Source organism: Pantoea sp. CFSAN033090, from assembly GCF_001264395.1.
Taxonomy (GTDB): Bacteria; Pseudomonadota; Gammaproteobacteria; order Enterobacterales; family Enterobacteriaceae; genus Pantoea; species Pantoea agglomerans.
Map to the genome: position 1 here is coordinate 19,180 of NZ_LGYX01000002.1, position 16,854 is coordinate 36,033.

At 56.4% G+C, this 16,854-nt stretch carries 14 protein-coding genes; 11 read left to right on the forward strand and 3 right to left on the reverse strand.

Translation table 11 applies throughout. From position 1 onward, the window contains the following. Positions 1 to 38 precede the first annotated feature (38 nt). From AFL22_RS02240 to AFL22_RS02285, 10 genes are all read left to right on the forward strand, one after another. Positions 39 to 1,265, forward strand: a complete 1,227-nt coding sequence (locus AFL22_RS02240; RefSeq protein WP_052270705.1) for an MFS transporter — start codon at positions 39 to 41, stop codon at positions 1,263 to 1,265. A gap of 318 nt (positions 1,266 to 1,583) precedes the next feature. Beyond that, positions 1,584 to 2,009, forward strand: coding sequence for a nucleoside triphosphatase NudI (gene nudI / locus AFL22_RS02245; RefSeq protein WP_022624355.1), 426 nt, complete (start codon positions 1,584 to 1,586; stop codon positions 2,007 to 2,009). 347 nt (positions 2,010 to 2,356) lie between these two features. Further along, positions 2,357 to 3,991, forward strand: coding sequence for a TIGR04028 family ABC transporter substrate-binding protein (locus AFL22_RS02250; RefSeq protein WP_052270706.1), 1,635 nt, complete (start codon positions 2,357 to 2,359; stop codon positions 3,989 to 3,991). A 12-nt stretch (positions 3,992 to 4,003) separates the two neighbouring features. Next, a complete protein-coding gene (locus AFL22_RS02255; RefSeq protein WP_052270707.1) occupies positions 4,004 to 4,945 on the forward strand; it encodes an ABC transporter permease in 942 nt (313 codons plus the stop codon). Beyond that, positions 4,942 to 5,793 (forward strand): ABC transporter permease, encoded by an 852-nt coding sequence (locus AFL22_RS02260; protein ID WP_052270708.1) that lies wholly within the window; start codon positions 4,942 to 4,944, stop codon positions 5,791 to 5,793. The genes AFL22_RS02255 and AFL22_RS02260 overlap by 4 nt, the downstream gene beginning before the upstream one ends. Further along, positions 5,790 to 7,409 carry an ABC transporter ATP-binding protein gene (locus AFL22_RS02265; protein ID WP_052270709.1) on the forward strand — a complete coding sequence of 540 codons (1,620 nt, stop codon included), beginning with the start codon at positions 5,790 to 5,792 and terminating at the stop codon, positions 7,407 to 7,409. Before AFL22_RS02260 ends, AFL22_RS02265 begins: the two co-directional genes overlap by 4 nt. Next, entirely contained in the window at positions 7,406 to 8,413 is a 1,008-nt protein-coding gene (locus AFL22_RS02270; RefSeq protein WP_052270710.1) for a putative FMN-dependent luciferase-like monooxygenase, read from the forward strand. The genes AFL22_RS02265 and AFL22_RS02270 overlap by 4 nt, the downstream gene beginning before the upstream one ends. After that, positions 8,410 to 9,510: an alkylhydroperoxidase domain protein gene (locus AFL22_RS02275; RefSeq protein ID WP_052270711.1), complete on the forward strand. Its 1,101-nt coding sequence runs from the start codon at positions 8,410 to 8,412 to the stop codon at positions 9,508 to 9,510. The genes AFL22_RS02270 and AFL22_RS02275 overlap by 4 nt, the downstream gene beginning before the upstream one ends. A gap of 2 nt (positions 9,511 to 9,512) precedes the next feature. Beyond that, positions 9,513 to 10,652: an amidohydrolase gene (locus AFL22_RS02280; RefSeq protein ID WP_022624362.1), complete on the forward strand. Its 1,140-nt coding sequence runs from the start codon at positions 9,513 to 9,515 to the stop codon at positions 10,650 to 10,652. Between the two features lie 20 nt (positions 10,653 to 10,672). Continuing rightward, positions 10,673 to 11,518, forward strand: a complete 846-nt coding sequence (locus AFL22_RS02285; protein ID WP_052270712.1) for a VOC family protein — start codon at positions 10,673 to 10,675, stop codon at positions 11,516 to 11,518. A 114-nt stretch (positions 11,519 to 11,632) separates the two neighbouring features. Here the strand turns inward: AFL22_RS02285 and AFL22_RS02290 are convergent, their stop codons facing one another. After that, on the reverse strand, positions 11,633 to 12,043 hold the full coding sequence (locus AFL22_RS02290) for a helix-turn-helix domain-containing protein (RefSeq protein WP_052270713.1): 411 nt from the start codon (positions 12,041 to 12,043) through the stop codon (positions 11,633 to 11,635). 170 nt (positions 12,044 to 12,213) lie between these two features. Continuing rightward, positions 12,214 to 14,436 (reverse strand): ferric-rhodotorulic acid/ferric-coprogen receptor FhuE, encoded by a 2,223-nt coding sequence (gene fhuE / locus AFL22_RS02295; RefSeq protein WP_052270714.1) that lies wholly within the window; start codon positions 14,434 to 14,436, stop codon positions 12,214 to 12,216. 459 nt (positions 14,437 to 14,895) lie between these two features. Here fhuE and pagP point away from each other — a divergent pair, with 459 nt between their 5' ends. After that, positions 14,896 to 15,450: a lipid IV(A) palmitoyltransferase PagP gene (pagP, locus tag AFL22_RS02300; protein ID WP_072123798.1), complete on the forward strand. Its 555-nt coding sequence runs from the start codon at positions 14,896 to 14,898 to the stop codon at positions 15,448 to 15,450. Between the two features lie 18 nt (positions 15,451 to 15,468). Here pagP and AFL22_RS02305 read toward each other — a convergent pair whose 3' ends face one another. Continuing rightward, positions 15,469 to 16,575 carry a site-specific integrase gene (locus AFL22_RS02305; protein WP_052270716.1) on the reverse strand — a complete coding sequence of 369 codons (1,107 nt, stop codon included), beginning with the start codon at positions 16,573 to 16,575 and terminating at the stop codon, positions 15,469 to 15,471. Between the last annotated feature and the right edge of the window lie 279 nt (positions 16,576 to 16,854).

Genomic DNA, 16,854 nt, shown 5'->3' on the forward strand with positions numbered 1-16,854 from the left:
TGGCCGCTTTTTTAATGGCTTTATCGCAGGTATTTGTAATGGTTTCTTTCGAACCGGTCGCGCAACTGACCCGACGACATCTGATTTTTCCGCTGTCGCTGGTGTTGTTTGAGTTCGCTACCTATATCGCTCACGACATGATCCAGCCCGGCATGCTGCTGGTGACTCAGGAATTTAAGGTCGGGCCGGAGTGGGTCTCTACTTCGCTCACCGCCTATCTGGCCGGTGGCATTATGCTGCAATGGCTGCTTGGCCCCCTCTCTGACCGTATCGGGCGGCGTCCGGTGCTGCTCAGCGGCGTGGCCTTTTTTATGCTCTCGTGTGTGGCGACGCACTGGGTGCAAAGCATTGAGCAGTTCGTCCTGCTGCGTTTTCTGCAGGGCGTCAGCCTCTGTTTTATTGGCGCGGTAGGCTACGCGGCGGTGCAGGAGGCGTTTACGGAATCGCTCAGCATCAAAATGATGGCGCTGATGGCCAACGTCGCCCTGCTGGCCCCGCTGGCCGGTCCGCTGGCGGGCGCGGCTTTTCTTACCGTGGGTGAATGGCGCACCCTGTTCTGGCTGATTGGCGCTATTGCGGCGCTGGCGCTGGCAGGTCTGTGGTATGCGATGCCCGAAACCGCAGGTGACCGGCAGAAACCGCTGTCGCTGCGATCGATTATCAGCGGTTACGCGGCATTGCTGAAGGATCGTCAGGTGATGCGCGGCTCGCTGGCCATCGGGCTGGTCACCGTGCCCTGCATCGCATGGGTCGCATTGTCGCCGGTGATATTAATCCACGATGCGGGACTCAGCCGCATCGGCTATGCGTTGTTACAGCTGCCGGTCTTCGCCGCCATGATTGCGGGCAACCTGACGCTGGGACGCTTATCCAGCCGTCTGCCCATTGAACAGCCGTTACGGCTCGGTGCCTGGCCGGTGGTCTGCGGGCTGGCAATCGCAGTAACCGCTACCGTGCTAAATCCGCAAAGCTATCTGTGGCTGACTGCCGGAATTAGCCTCTACGGCTTCGGTGCCGGGCTGGTCAGTGCCGGACTTTATCGCATGACGCTTTTTTCCAGCAGCGCCGGAAAAGGCAGCGTGGCAGCGATGCTCGGCATGGTGAGTATTCTGATCATCGCGCTGGGCATTGAACCAGCCAAAACCGCGTATTTTAGTTACGGCACCGGCGGCTTCAGTGTGGTGAACCTGATCTGCGGTCTGCTGTGGCTGGTTCTGGTCAGCGCTTTTCTACGAGCAGACCAGCGGAAATTGTGCACGGAATAATCGAATATATTTAGCAGTGCGATATAGTACTTGCCCGCACTGCTAACCATAAAGAATCCGATTACGGCATCATTAAAGCGTGATCGCCGCACCATACCCTTACAATATCCATGGTTATAATCTTTCTGATTTGAGGATTCTTAAGAGTGCTTCCTGGTTTTTATAACAGGAATGCCACTTTTGTGACATCGGTGTCAGAAGCATTGTCTCGCTAAGCTGTTGAGCGGTAAGTATGACCAGAAAAATGACAAAACAACTATCGGCCTTCTGAACCGCCCATTTCAGATCTGGAATTTTTAACATCAATAAGGAGAAGTAATGCGACAGAGAGTCATTGTGTGCCCGGTCATTCAAAATGAGGGTAAATATTTGCTATGTAAAATGGCATCTGACAGGGGTGTTTTTCCTGGACAGTGGGCTTTGCCAGGCGGCGGAATGGAGCCAGGTGAAACAATCGAAGAAGCATTAAAGCGGGAAATCAGGGAAGAATTAGGCGAGGCGCTCAAGATAACAAATATCACACCCTGGACGTTTCGGGATGATGTCAGAATCAAAACCTATTCTGATGGAATGACTGAAGAAATTTATATGATCTATCTTATCTTTGATTGTCTGAGCGCAAACCGAACAATAACCTTCAATGAAGAGTTTCAGGAGATTATCTGGGTAGAACCTGAGGCTTTAAAAAACATTGATCTGAATGAAGCCACCCGGATTACGTTTAGCCAAAAAGGACTTATCTGAATATGCATTGCAGGATCTCCTTAAAAGTCTATCGATAACTTAAGTACGATTTTAGCTAAACGGGGCAGTGCTTATGCAACGGAAAACTTCAGCGTTTTCTGGCATGTCCAGTGTTTCAACACTGCCTCATCTTACACTCTATTCATGGGCTCCCTGCTCTGGCAATGGATGCCGATTTACACTTTGAACGTTTATCTTAGGTCATCCCATTCAGACTAATATCAACCACCCAATCCCGCATTTATTTTTTTCAGATAAGCTTTGACCAAATCGTTACTTTATCTGTGTGTTGCGTCATTCGATGATGATTCCGCCTGCTGAGGCAATTGATAACAAAGGAATTCACCATGAAGACGTTATTTCCCCTTAAACCACGCGCACAAACGCTGGTTTTTACTTTACTTGCCGGGACTCTGACCTTTAACGCGGTGGCTGCACCGGTCAAAGGCGGTACGCTGATTTATCTTGAACAGCAGGCACATACCAACCTCTATCCGCCTGCCGGCGGCTTTTACCCAAATGGCGGCATTCTCAATCAGATCACCGATAAATTAACCTGGCAGAATCCCGAAACGCTGCAGGTTGAACCCTGGATTGCAGAAAGCTGGACTACCAACGCCGACAAAACCGAATACACCTTTAAATTACGGCCAGGCGTGACTTTTTCCGATGGCACACCATTAGATGCGAACGCGGTGGCGAAAAACTTTGATACCTACGGGCTGGGAAATAAAGCGCTGCGCCTGCCGGTATCGGAAGTGATTAATAACTATGAACGCAGCGAGGTGATCGACCCGCTGACGGTGAAATTCTATTTTAAAAAGCCCTCACCCGGATTTTTGCAGGGCACCGCCACCATTGGCTCTGGCCTGGTCTCGCTGAGTACCCTGGCGCGCAGTTTCGATCAGCTGGGCGATGCCCGTCACATCATCGGCTCCGGCCCGTTTGTGGTCAGTGATGAGAAGCTCGGTCGGGAGGTGGATCTGGTAGCGCGTAAAGATTATCAGTGGGGACCGAAAAACATTCAGCAGCAAGGTCCGGCCAATCTGGATGCGATAAAAGTGATCGTGACGCCAGAAGACAGCGTGCGCATCGGTGCACTGCTGGCGGGCCAGGCAGGCCTGATCCGTCAGGTGCAGGCCTACGACGAGAAGCAGGCTAAAGATCAGAACTTCCCGGTTTATGCCGCGCCGACCCGTGGCGTAAACGACAGCCTCAGCTTCCGTCCGGATAATCCGCTGGTCAGCGATATCCGGGTGCGTCAGGCGCTGCTGCACGCCACCAATGCCAAACAGGTGGTTGAGACGCTCTTCTCGCCGAACTATCCGCAGGCAACCTCGGTCGTGGCGACCACCGCCGCCGGCTACGTCAATCTGGCGGACAAACTCACTTTTGATCTGGCAAAAGCGAAGGCATTGCTGGACCAGGCGGGCTGGCAACCGGGTGCCGATGGCATCCGTGAAAAAGCTGGCCAGCGACTGGCGCTAACCGTCTATGAATCACTGCCGCAGCCGCAAAACAAAGAGGTGCTGCAACTGGTGGCACAGCAGTGGCGCCAGGCGGGCGTCGCCCTCAGCGTTAAAGCGGGCGATGCCGGCAGCAAAACGCTGGATAACCTCGACCCCCTTAAGACCCCGCTGAACGTCACTGAAGTCGGCCGCGCCGATCCCGACGTGATCAAAAGCAGTTTCTACCCGGCTAACCGCGATAACCTGCTGCAGAAAGGCGGCTCCAGCGACAAAGTGAAAAACTTCCGTGATGACAAGCTGAACCAGCTGCTGGTCGCCATCTCCGCTGAAGTTGACCCGGCAAAACGATTACAGCTGACCGGTGACGTTCAGCGGTATCTGCTGGACCAGGCCTATGTGATTCCGATTTTCGAAGAGCCGCAGGTCTATGCCGGTGCGCCCTGGCTGAAAGGGGTCAGTTTTGAAGCGGTGGGCCGTCCGGCACTCTATGGCGCCTGGCTGGAAAAACAGTAACCGGAGGTGAGGATGCGTCATTATCTGCTGCAACGCGCTGGCCTGGGTGTATTGGTCCTGTGGGCCGCGTTTACCCTGTCGTTTGTGCTGCTACAGGTGCTGCCAGGCGATGCGGTCCTGATCAAGTTTCAGAATCCGGATCTCGGCCTGAGTCCGCAGCAGATTGCTGAGATGCGTCAGGCCTATGGTGCGGACAGCCCGCTGTGGCAGCAATATCTGCACACGCTGGCAGCAATGCTGCACGGCGACTTCGGCTATTCGGTGCAGGCGGGCGTGCCGGTCAGTGAACTGCTGACCAGCAATCTGCCTGGCACGCTGCGACTGGCCCTGTGCGGCTTTTTGCTGGCGACACTGCTGGCATTCGTGCTGGCGACACTGTCGCGGCTGCCTGCGCTGCGCGGCCTGCGTAATCTGCTGCAGTCACTGCCCGCGCTGTTTATCTCAGTGCCGACCTTCTGGCTCGGCATAGCCCTGATTCAGCTCTTCTCATTCCAGCTGCGCTGGATCCCGGTAATCAATCCCTCACCGTGGCAGGGACTGATTCTGCCCATTATTACGGTCGCCGTTCCGATCTCAGCGCCGCTGGCTCAGATTCTGTTGCGCAGCATCGATGAGGTTTCAACCCGGCCTTTTGTGGCGGTGGCGCGCGCCAAAGGAGCCAGCGAGCACTCTGTGCTGTGGCGGCACATCCTGCGCAACGCCATGCTGCCGGTGCTCACCGTGGCGGGCCTGCTGCTGGGAGAACTGATTGCCGGTGCGCTGATCACCGAAACGGTGTTTGGCCTGGGTGGTCTGGGACAGCTGACGCAGCAGGCGGTGAACAATCAGGATGTGGCGGTGTTGCAGGCGGTGGTGATGATCTCCGCGCTGGGTTTTGTGGTGATCAACCTGCTGGTGGATCTGCTGATGCCGCTCTTTGACCCGCGCTTACAGCTGTTACGAGGTGCAACATGAGTCTGGTTGATTACGCTGCTGCGCGGCAACCCGTGGCGGCAAAGATGCGCACTTTACAGTTCTCGCCGGGCCTGTGGCTCGCCGTTTCAGTCATGCTGCTGGCCGTACTGGCAGCCCTGTTCCCGGCCCTCTTTACCCAGGCCAGCCCGATTGAAGGAATTGCGGGTGCACAGCGACTCGCTCCGCAGGCCGGACACTGGCTCGGCACCGATCAGCTCGGCCGCGATCTCTTTGCCCGCATCGTTTACGGCGCGTCACATTCACTCTCCGCCGCCGTCATGGCGGTGGCGATCGGACTGCTGGCAGGTACCGCGCTGGGTCTGGTGGCAGGAGCTATCGGCGGCAAAACTGAATCAATTGTGATGCGCGCAGTGGATGTCCTGCTGGCGATTCCGGCGTTGCTGCTCTCTCTGAGCGTGCTGATTTTACTCGGCTTCGGCACCCTGAATGCCGCATTAGCGGTGGGCATTGCCTCCATCGCCAGCTTCGCCCGACTGGCATGCGCCGAAGTGGTGCGCATTCGTCATAGTGAGTATGTCGAAGCGGCTTACGGCAGCGGCGGCCGCTTTTTCAGCGTGCTGTGGCGTCACATTCTGCCCAATGCGCTGACGCCGGTGATCGCCTATGCCGCCCTGCAATTTGGTCAGGCGATTCTGGCGCTGTCGACTCTGAGCTTCCTCGGCTACGGCACCCCACCGCCGGTGCCGGAATGGGGTCTGTTAATCGCTGAAGGGCGTAATTATCTGGCTACCGCCTGGTGGCTGACCACTTTTCCTGGTGTGGTGGTGGTCGCTGTGGTGCTCGCAGCCAACCGCATCAGCCAGCAACTTTCAGGAGGACGCCGATGAGCGCTCAGCCGTTACTCGCGGTCAACAATCTGACGCTAAGCTATCGCAGCGGCAACCGTTGGCAGCCGGTGGTACATAATGTCAGCTTCGAGCTGCAGCCCGGTGAGATGGTGGCGCTGGTCGGGGAGTCCGGCTCCGGTAAAACCACCACCGCACAGGCGATAATGGGTCTGATGGCGGAAAATGGCCGTCGCGAAGGGGGAGAGATCCTGCTCAACGGCGTGGATATCAGTCAGTGGTCGCAAAAGCGTTTCGATACGCTGCGCGGGGCGCGCATCAGTCTGGTACCGCAGGATCCCGGTAATTCCCTGAATCCGGTGAAAACGGTCGGCGAACAGGTGGAAGAGATCCTGCGACTGCACCTGAAATTACCGTCAGCGCAGCGCCAGCAGCGGGTGGTTGACCTGCTGAATCGCGTCGGCCTTAGCCATCCGGAACAGCGGGTTAAGCAGTATCCGCATCAGCTGTCGGGCGGCATGAAGCAGCGGGTATTGATCGCCATTGCTCTCGCCCTGCAGCCGGAGATCATTATTGCGGATGAGCCAACCAGCGCGCTGGATGTCACGGTGCAAAAGCGCATTCTCGATCTGCTGGACAACCTGCGGCAGGAATCCCGCACCGCCGTGCTGTTTGTCACCCACGACCTGGCGCTGGCGGCGCAACGCGCAGATCGTATTATCGTGTTTCGTCACGGCGAGATTCAGGAATCGGGCCGCACTGAACAGGTTATCAGCGCGCCTGCTCATCCTTATACCCGTCAGTTACTGAATGATGCGGCACCGCAGCGACCCGCCAGAGTTAAATCTGCAACCGCCCGTTTTTCTGCCCCCGCCATCCGGGCAACCGGCGTGATGAAAAGCTTTTCGCTGGGCAAACAGCAGCGTTTGCAGGCGCTGAACCAGGTCAGCTTTCAGGTGGCGCGCGGCACTACGCATGCACTGGTAGGCGAATCCGGCTCAGGCAAAACCACGCTGGCGCGCATCGTTATGGGTTTTGAAACCGCAGACAGCGGCGAGGTGACGCTGGATGGCATCGTGGTCAACGGATTACGCGGCGAGGCGCTGCGTCAGCTGCGGCGGAAGATCCAGTTTGTCTATCAGAACCCATTTGCCTCGCTCGATCCGCGTCAGACGCTATATGCAATTATTGAAGAGCCACTGCGTAATTTTGAGCGACTGAGCCGTAGTCAGCGGCGTGAGCGCGTAGAAGGGATGACCACGCGGGTGGCGCTGCCGCTCTCTCTTCTTTCACGTCATCCTCACGAACTTTCCGGCGGACAGCGGCAGCGTGTGGCGCTTGCGCGGGCACTGATCTGCAAGCCGGAGATTCTGGTACTGGATGAGGCGACCTCGGCGCTGGATGTCACGGTGCAGGCGCAAATCCTCGACCTGTTGCAGCAGCTCCAGGCCGAACTGGGTCTGACCTATCTGTTTATCACGCACGACCTGGCGACGGTGCGGCAGATTGCCGACAGCGTCACGGTGTTAAAAGCGGGCGAAGTCGCAGAGCAAGGTGACGTTGTCACTATTTTCAGTGCGCCACAGCATCCTTATACCCGGGAATTAATGGCTGCCATTCCTCCGCTTATTCCCTTAACCCACAAGGAGTCAGCATGATCCGACGTCTCGGATTTTTTACCCGACTGCTGGATAAGGTGCCGGCGAAACAGCGCTATCAGCTGGCCACCGAACAGATTCAGCATGCCGAACGCTGCGGATTTGATAATGCGTGGATTGCTCAGCACCATTTTCATCAGGATGAGGGTGGTCTGCCGTCGCCGCTGCTCTTCCTGGCGCATGTCGCCGCGCAGACCCGCACCATCCGGCTCGGCACCGCCATCATCACCCTGCCAATGGAAAATGCGCTGCGGGTGGCTGAAGATGCCGCAGTACTGGATCTGCTGGCAGATGGGCGGCTGGAGATCGGGCTGGGCTCCGGTGGCACGCCGGATTCGTTTTTGCCGTTTGGTCTGACCTTTGCCGAGCGCGGTGCCGCTTTTGCCGACCATCTGCATACGCTGCTCAGTGCCTGGCGCGGGGATTCACTGGGGCATCCTGATAATCATCTCTATCCCGCCGCGCCGCAGCTTGCCGGACGGGTGTGGATCGCCACCTTCTCGGTTGAGGGCGCGATCCGTGCCGCTCAGGGCGGCCATGGCCTGATGCTGTCCCGCACCCAGCCGCGTCCGGCGGGCCAGCCTGAGCTGCCGCTGGATGCATTGCAGAATCCGCTGATCGATGCCTATCTTGCGGCACTTCCTGCGGGAACCACTCCGCGCATCCTCGCCTCCCGTACCGCATTCGTGGCCGATTCTGACCGCTATGCCCGTCAGGTAGCTGAACCGGGAATTCGTCAGCAGGCTGCGCAGTATCGTGGCGAATTACGCGGTGAACGCTTTGATGACCTGCTGGCGCAGTTTGATGCCCATGTTGGCGGCATCGATCAGGTGCAGCACTCGCTGGCGCAGGACAGCACACTGGCGCGCGTCACCGACATCTCATTTCAGGTGCATTCGGTTGAGCCTTCGCATGCCGACACGCTGCGCTCGATTGAACTGATTGCCCAACATCTTGCGCCCGCGCTTCGTGCCGCTGGCGAACCTCACAGGAGAATTTCATGAATCAACCTGACGATTTGATCGCCACACTGGCAGATATCGATCCCGATTCCGAACTGGCCCATGCGCGCCAGACACGTCACGCCGCCACACAACATGCTCAGGGTAGCTACACCCTGTTGTTTAGCCAGGGTGATGAAGATTTTCCGCTGGCGGAGCGCCGTCTGCTGGCCGCTCAGGTTGCCGGCTGGCATGCACAACCCGGCCTGCAGGCGCACTACCAGCCACAGGAGAGTCTGGCCGGGAGTGTTCGGATCAACGCGGCACAGGCTTTTGCCCATCGCCTGACCTTTGAGCCGGTTACTGCTGCTCCCGCGCATCTGGAGGCTTTGAAACAGGCGGGTTGGAGCCTGCGCGGCATTGTCACACTGGCACAGCTGGTGGCATTTGTCAGTTTTCAGAGCCGGTTGCTGGCGGGTCTGCGCAGCTTACAGGGCGATGAGGCGTCGGGTGAGGTTGCCCCGGTAGTCGCCGGTCACTGGCACGAGGCCTTACATACCGCCAGCGGTAAAACTGCCCTGACCGCGTTTACGCAACAGGAACTCGGCTGGGAGCCCTGGCTGCCGGCAAAACCGCTGACGGAATTCAGCGAGGAAGAGCAGGCGACACTGGCAAAATTCGGTCACACCGACTCCGACTATTTTCGCCTGCTGGCGCGCAATCTGCCGTTGCTGGAACAGCGCACCCTGACCGATAAAGGCATTTTTTATACCGCAGGAGGGCTGCCACGCGCCGAGCGCGAACTGGCTGCCACCGTGGTGAGTAAGGTCAACGGCTGCATTTACTGCGCCTCAGTCCATGCGCGTAAAGCCAGCCAGCTCTCAAAGCAGGATGAAGCGGTACAGAAGCTGCTGAATGTTGCACCCGGCGCGGTGTTATCTCACGGACACGCCGCGCGCTGGCAGGCGATCATTGCATTCTCAGCAGCACTGTCGCTGACCCCTGCCCAGCCGACACAGTCGCAGCTCTCTGCACTGCGTGAACAGGGTCTGGATACGCTCGCCCTGCTCGATCTGATTCAATCAACCGCCTTTTTTGCCTGGGCTAATCGCCTGATGCTGACGCTGGGCGAACCTTTTCTGCCGGAACAACAGGGATAATCATGACTTTGCCTTTAACCGACCAACTGGTGCAGTGGCGTCGCGAACTGCATCAGCATCCGGAACTTTCGAATCATGAATTTGCCACCACGGAACGTATTACCCGCTGGCTGGAGCAGGCCGGAATCCGGCTGTTGCCGCTGGGGCTGAAAACCGGCGTCGTGGCAGAAATCGGTCATGGCGAACCCCTGATCGCCCTGCGCGCGGATATCGATGCGTTACCGATTGAAGAAACCACCGAACGCCCGTGGCGATCACAGCAGCCGGGCGTGATGCACGCCTGTGGTCACGACGTTCACAGCGCCGTGATGCTCGGCGTGGCGTTGCAGCTGAAACAGCAGGAAGACACGCTGCAGGGCCGGGTACGGATTCTGTTTCAGCCCGCTGAAGAGACCTTTAATGGCGCACGTCAGCTGATTGATGCCGGTGCGCTGGAAGGCGTTCAGGCGATATTCGGCCTGCACAACGCGCCCGACCTGCCGCTGGGCACGCTGCGTAGTCGGGCGGGTGCGTTTTATGCCAACGTAGACCGCTTTGTTATCCGCATTGAGGGCAAAGGCGCCCATGCCGCACGACCGCAGGAGGGCATCGATTCGATTGTGATTGCCAGCCATATCGTAACAGCTCTGCAGACCCTGCCGAGCCGGGTGTTCAGCTCGCTGGAAACGGTGGTGCTGAGCGTGACGCGCTTTACCGCCGGTAATACCTGGAACGTGCTGCCACAAAGCGTTGAGCTGGAGGGCACCGTGCGCACCCACAACGGCGAAATTCGGGCGCAGATCCCGCACCGTATGCGATCCCTGATTCAGGGTATTGCCGCCGGGTTTGGTGCGACCGCCGAACTGGAGTGGACTGAAGGACCGCCGGCCCTGATTAACACGCCAGGCTGGGTGGATGTTGCGCTGGACGTTGCCCAACAGAGTGGCTATCTCGCGGAGCACGCTGAGTCGCCGCAGATGGGCGGAGAAGATTTTGCCTTCTATCTGCAGCAGGTTCCGGGGGCATTTGTCAGCATCGGCAGTGCCAGCGAATTTGGTCTGCATCACGCCGCCTTCGATCCTGATGAAGCGTTGATTGGCCCGGCGGTGGACTACTTCACGCAGCTGGTGCCGCGCGCGTTGCAGATTGTGGCGGCGCAATGACGAAAAAAAGGAGTGCTGCTATGTCAGTTCAGGTTCCACAACCGATTCTTGATCATGCTGTGATTAACGTGGCCGACCAGCTCGACAGCGCCAGCGCGCGCTTCCGAAGGCTCGGCTTTCAGCTCACTGAACGGGGTCATCACTCGCTGGGATCGAGTAATCACCTGGCTATTTTTGGTGAGAACTACCTGGAACTGCTGGGCTATGAGACGGGCAAAGGGAGCCAGCGCGCCGATCTCTGGCAATCGCCGCTGGGATTGAGCGGTCTGGTGTGGAAAAGCAGCGATGCAGAGAGTGAGTTTCAGCATCTGCAACGGCAGGATCTGGATGGCGATCCGCCAGCGGCTTTTCATCGTCCGGTTACCCTGCCCGACGGTTCGGTGAGTGAAGCGCACTTTAGGACCGTACGGATTCGCCCTTCGCTGGTACCCAATGGCCGCAGCTTTTTTTGCCAGCATCTGACGCCCGAAGCGGTATGGCAGCCGGCATGGCAGCGTCACCCCAATGGCGTGCGTAATATCAGTGAGTTTGTGATTGTCGCGCAGGATCCGGCGCTTTCAGCGCTGGTCTATAGCCGCCTGTTTGGGGCCGCTAAAGTGCTCGCCTGTCCCGAAGGCGCCTTTGTCCTGCGCGCGGGTGCTGCCACGGTTCGTTTTGCTTCGGCAGACTATGCGCAGCAGCGATTTGGCCCGCTGCCGGAAGACTATGATGGCAGCGCCCGGATGGTCGCGCTGGGTTTTGAGACGGAGGATCTCGGCCTGGTTAAACGCGCGCTGGTGACGGGTGAAATTGCCTTTCATGAGCAGCCCGAGGCGATTGTGGTGGAGTCTTCAGAAGGTTTTAACCTGGCACTGCGGTTTACCTGAGTACAGATTCAGGAGGGGATGAAAAACGCCTCAAGTGAGGCGTTTCTTCAGAGCACGGACCGATAAAATATAAAGACTTATCGAATCTTAATAGTCCATCGCAGCACGCTTAAATCAGAAAAACAGAGATGGCGACAGGCCAAACCGGGCGCATAATGCCCGGATATGCGACACAGTCAACTGACGTTCGCCGCTGAGGATTCGGCTAATCAGCGATTTTTTACCGATCTCATTTTCGAAGTCGCTCAGGCTAAGATTGTGTTGCTCAATAAGCACGCGCAGAATGCCGGGGCCTGTGCTGATTTCATTTTGACGTGCATTAAACTCGGCCAGCTCCGGATCTTTATCTTCATAGTGAGCAATGCGCGCGCAAAGCAGGTCAACCAGCGGATTATCCGGCTCATGTTCAATCAGATATTCGACCAGTTCCAGTGCTTCTTCATAATCCTCGCGCTGGCTGCTGCCAGCCAGCAGCGGTACCGCTTCAGCGAGCTCATTTGACAGCCTGATAGCTTCAGTATTCATTCGGTAACCTCCCGATATTTCGCGGACAACTGTTGATCGCTCTGCACATGCTGTGAAGCCTTTCAGCCGATCGTTTCAGCAGACAAAGGCCATAAAATTAAACTCTCCGATCTTAATATAAAAAAACGCCTCAACTGAGGCGTTTTTCACAGGCTTTACAACGACACAAATCAGAAAGTGTAGCTGGCGGTCACTGAGAAATTACGCGGTTCGCCGTAGACTACGGAGCTGGCCACGTTAGTGTCATACTCTTTGTCGAACAGGTTATTGAGGTTGCCCTGCAGCGACAGATTTTTGTTCACCTGATAACGGGCGAAGAGATCAACCAGCGCATAGCTGCCCTGACGGGCACGCCAGGTGCCATTGCCTTCCGGGCCACCGACATCATTCCAGATATGTGTCTGCCAGTTCACACCGCCACCCAGCGTCAGCTGCTGCAACGTCGGCAGGCGATAGCTGCTGAACAGGTTAAAGCTGGTCTGCGGCAGTTGCGGGTTAAAGGTGCTGCCATCGCGGTTTTCCGCAATGTAGCGCGTGCCGCCCAGGGTCATCTGCCAGTTGTCGGTTAATGCGCCGTTGACTTCAAACTCCACGCCACGACTCACCACGCCTTTACGGCCAATGTACGCGACATCACCTGACCCCTGAACCGTCTGAGTGGTTGCTTCACCGACATTATTCAGCTCGGTGCGGAACACCGAAATCGAGGTGGTGAAGCGACTATCCATCCAGTCAGATTTCAGGCCTGCCTCGTAGTTTTTGCCGATAACGGGCGACAGGAAAGCGCCGCTGGCATCGCGATAGTCCTGTGGCTGGAACACCGAGGTATAGCTGGCGTAAGCCGACCAGTTTTCAGCGAAGTCATAAATCAATCCGCCGTAAGGGGTGGTGTTATTTTCTTCCATTTCACCACTAGGCGTTTCACGGTTCCAGTTGGTGTAACGGGCACCGATAATCAGGTGCAGCGGATCGGCGAGCGACAGACGGGTCGCCATATAAGTCGATTTCTGGCGAACCAGTTGGGTATCGCTGGCAGGCAGACGCGGCGTCCAGGCCGATTCCGGATACTGACCGTTAAACTCGTTGTAGTTGCCCAGCGACTCTGATGAGATATTCTCAAAGGTACTGAAGTACTTGTTATCCTGGCGGGTGTAATTGACGCCGACCATCAGCTCATGCTGACGACCCAGCAATTCATAAGGACCGCTGGCGAAGGCATCAACGGCATCCACTTTGCGTTTACCGGTGTTGTAACCGGTCCCGCCTACCACCGGATAGTTGGCATAGGAAGAGACGCCCGCCCCGGTGTTACGATCGAAATAGCCATCAAGATAGATCTGCTTACTGTCGAGGCGCATCTCGTTGTGCGCGCCGTTCAGCGTGATGTTCCAGCCGTTATCGAAGTCCTGTTTCAAATTCACAAAGACTTTACGGTTCTCTTTATCGTTGTAGGCCCAGTCAGGTGCGGTGTTGTAGCCGCGTCGGGTATGTATCTGCGTGCCGTCTGTGTACCAGCGCGGCGCGCCACCCCACATGGTGGAGTCCGTATTGACCTGGCTGAATTCATAGCCGACCGAAAGCGTGGCAGAGTCGGTCAGGTCAGCGTCAACCACGCCATAGATGAACTGTTTTTTGGCGCCATAGCGCTCTATGAAGCTGTTGTTATCCTGCCAGCCCGCGATCAGCCGGCCACGAACATTGCCGGAGTCACTGAGCGGAGCAGAGAGATCGGCCACGTAACGCTGCTTATTCCAGCTGCCGTAACTGGCGGAGACGGTGCCGCCGAACTCTTTGCTGTCGGCGTGTTTGCGCACCATATTGATGGCAGCTGATGGATTGCCCGGTCCGGTTAACAGACCGGTCGCTCCGCGCACTACTTCAACGCGCTCATACATTGCCATATCCGTCTGCGCATCGCCCAGGTTCCAGCGAGCGGCAAAGGCAGTAGGGATACCATCGACCATGTAGTTGTCGATCATAAAGCCGCGCGCATAGTAGTTGGTGCGATCCATATCACCACTGATACCGCGAATACCGGTGGTATTTGCGAGCACATCATTCAGCGACTGGAGTTGCTGATCGGCCATACGCTGTTTACTGACAATGCTGACTGACTGCGGGACATCACGCACGGTGCCCAGCATTTTAGTGCCCGCACGGGTAACCGGTACGCTGTAATCGGTGGCGGGCGAAGCGGCTACGGCATCATCGGCTGACGCGCTGACCGTCATCGTCTGGTTATCGCTGGCAGCGGGTGCGCCGGTCTCTGCGGCATGAGCAGCGTTATGCGCCAGCGACGAGGCGACGATGACAGCCAGCAAGGAGAAGCGGAATGGACGTTGCAGAGCAGAAGTGTCCGTCGCCCTGGGGTGTTGAAGATCGAAAGCGTTCATTAATTCCTCAATTATCTTTATGTTTTTATGCTGCCACTGTCACGACCATGCTTCCTGCGGACATCGCTGCCCTGCTTATGGTTTGAGGAACCAGAAACCTTTCCCTGAGCGCCTGCGCGCGGGTGTGATGAACTTCTAAAACAAATGAGAAATATACGCATTGCGATTATCATTGCAAGATTTTGTTAGCAAACAATACGAATTTTTTCAGGGAATTGTCTGCGTGTGAAAGACGGCTGGAAGATGATAAAGACAGGGAGGCGTTTATAGGGTCAGCACGCCTGCTGACTTGTCAGAGCAACAGGGCTGCTGCATCATTATTTGTTAAAGATAAAATCCTGTAATGGCCGTTCATTGAACTGTAGTTGTCACTCCTGATGCCACAATATCTGCCTTAAATCTTTTATCACCTTATTTAACACCAGATATTGCAGGAATTCGTACGTGCGCAAAATTTCAATGCTTAAAGCGCTGATAACGACCACCGTTTTTAGTGTTTTTTCAGCCCACTCCGCCACACTTGTGGAGACCGTGAGTGCGGGCTGGGATAATTTCAGTGATAAAGTCGCCACAACCTGGCAGCTGCCTGAAGGTTACGACTTTTATCTGCCCGCGATTACCTGGCACAACCGTGCCACTTACGATCGTGAACACATCAATAAATATAATGAAAGACCCTGGGGCGCGGGCGGAGGTATCTCCCGCTACGATGAAAAAGGGAACTGGAACGGCATCTACTTAATGGCGTTTAAGGACTCCTTTAATAAATGGGAACCCTTTGGTGGCTATGGCTGGGTGGCAACCTGGCGTCCGCTGGCCGACCAGAATTTTCACTGGGGCGCGGGTTACACGGCGGGCTTTACCGCACGGCACAACTGGGATTATATTCCGGTGCCAGCGCTATTGCCGCTGGCCTCTGTCGGCTATGGCGATCTCGATTTCCAGATGACCTATATTCCCGGCACCCATAACAACGGCAACGTCTATTTTGCCTGGCTGCGCTACCACTTCTGACAGTTGCCGATATAAGCGTTAGCGTGACATTGCCATGAGCGAGAGATCGTCCAGCGTGAGGGTTTCGCCATCATAGCGATGACGCAGGAGATGGTAGCTTTCGCATTCAATAATCTGCTCAACCGCGTCCGAAAAGATAGTCATGGCGCTGCGCATCTGGCTCAGATAGTCATGAGTGTCATAGACCCGATCGATACCTTCCAGCGCATGGTTCATGATTTTTCGGGCGACGTCATTAGGCGTGTCGAGCGCTGAGAGTTTTGAACGCGCAGTCCTGCGCAGATCGCGCGGGGTAAACGCCTCCAGTCCCAGCCCACGGGGAGCGCGGATCATCCGGCGAAGTGCCTGATTCATCGCGCCTTTTGACAGCGGCTGTTGCGGATCGCGTGGCGCGGGCACCAGCCAGGGTGAGGCTGGATCGGCGGCGCGCAACAACGCTTCGATGCACTGACGCATCAGCGGTGAAATGGGCAGCACATGCTCCCGCTGCGATTTATTGCGCGTACCCTGCATCCACAATCCTAATTGCAGATCGAACTCCGCTTTCTGCGCCTGCACAATTTCATCCGGCCGCCGGGCGCTGACCAGGCATAAACGCAGCGCCCAGCGCGCCTGTTCCGAAAGCGCCCAGTTATCCAGCCCGTGCCAGAACACCCAGATTTCTGCATCGGTAAGTTGCCGACTGCGCGGCGGCGTAGCGCGACCCGCGACATCACGCTTTTTCATTGAAGCGATGGGTGAATGATCGAGATAGCCCTGCATCTCGGCCCAGGCAAGAAATTGTTTGGTCAGCGCGAACACCCGCCGCGCCTCCTCTTTTTTACCGTCGGCGATCAGAATGTTATAGAGCCGGTTAAGGCGTAAGCGGTTCAGCGTTTTGAGTGGCTGCGAACCGATGTTCGGCAGGACATGTTTCAGCAATGAGGAGATGGCGATCTCAGGACGACGCCGACTGATCAGCAGCGAGAGTTTTACCCAGACCTTCATCACCTGCTCCACCGTGCCTTCATCGCCAAAATTATCCAGCTCGCTAAGTGAAGCCTTTTTAACCTGCTCCAGCCAGATCAATACATGGCGGCCTACGTGGACTGAACGCGCAGGGATCTGTGTCAGATCTGGGGTCACATTTATACCTGTTAGTCACTGCAGGGCGGGCCATTCTATCCATTGTTTATCTATGACTCCAGACCTAATAAGTCTGGAGTCACAAAGACGCGTTCTGATGAAATCTGAGGAAGTTTTCGGGTGATGGCCAACAAGTAAAACTAACGTCGCTTCTCCCTTCTGGTCACGGTTATGGCGAATAAATAGCCCATTGTTATGGAATGTAAAGGTGGCTTAACGCGATATACAATGATAACTATTATCATTATCATACGCATTTGCTTACATGTCTTAATACTT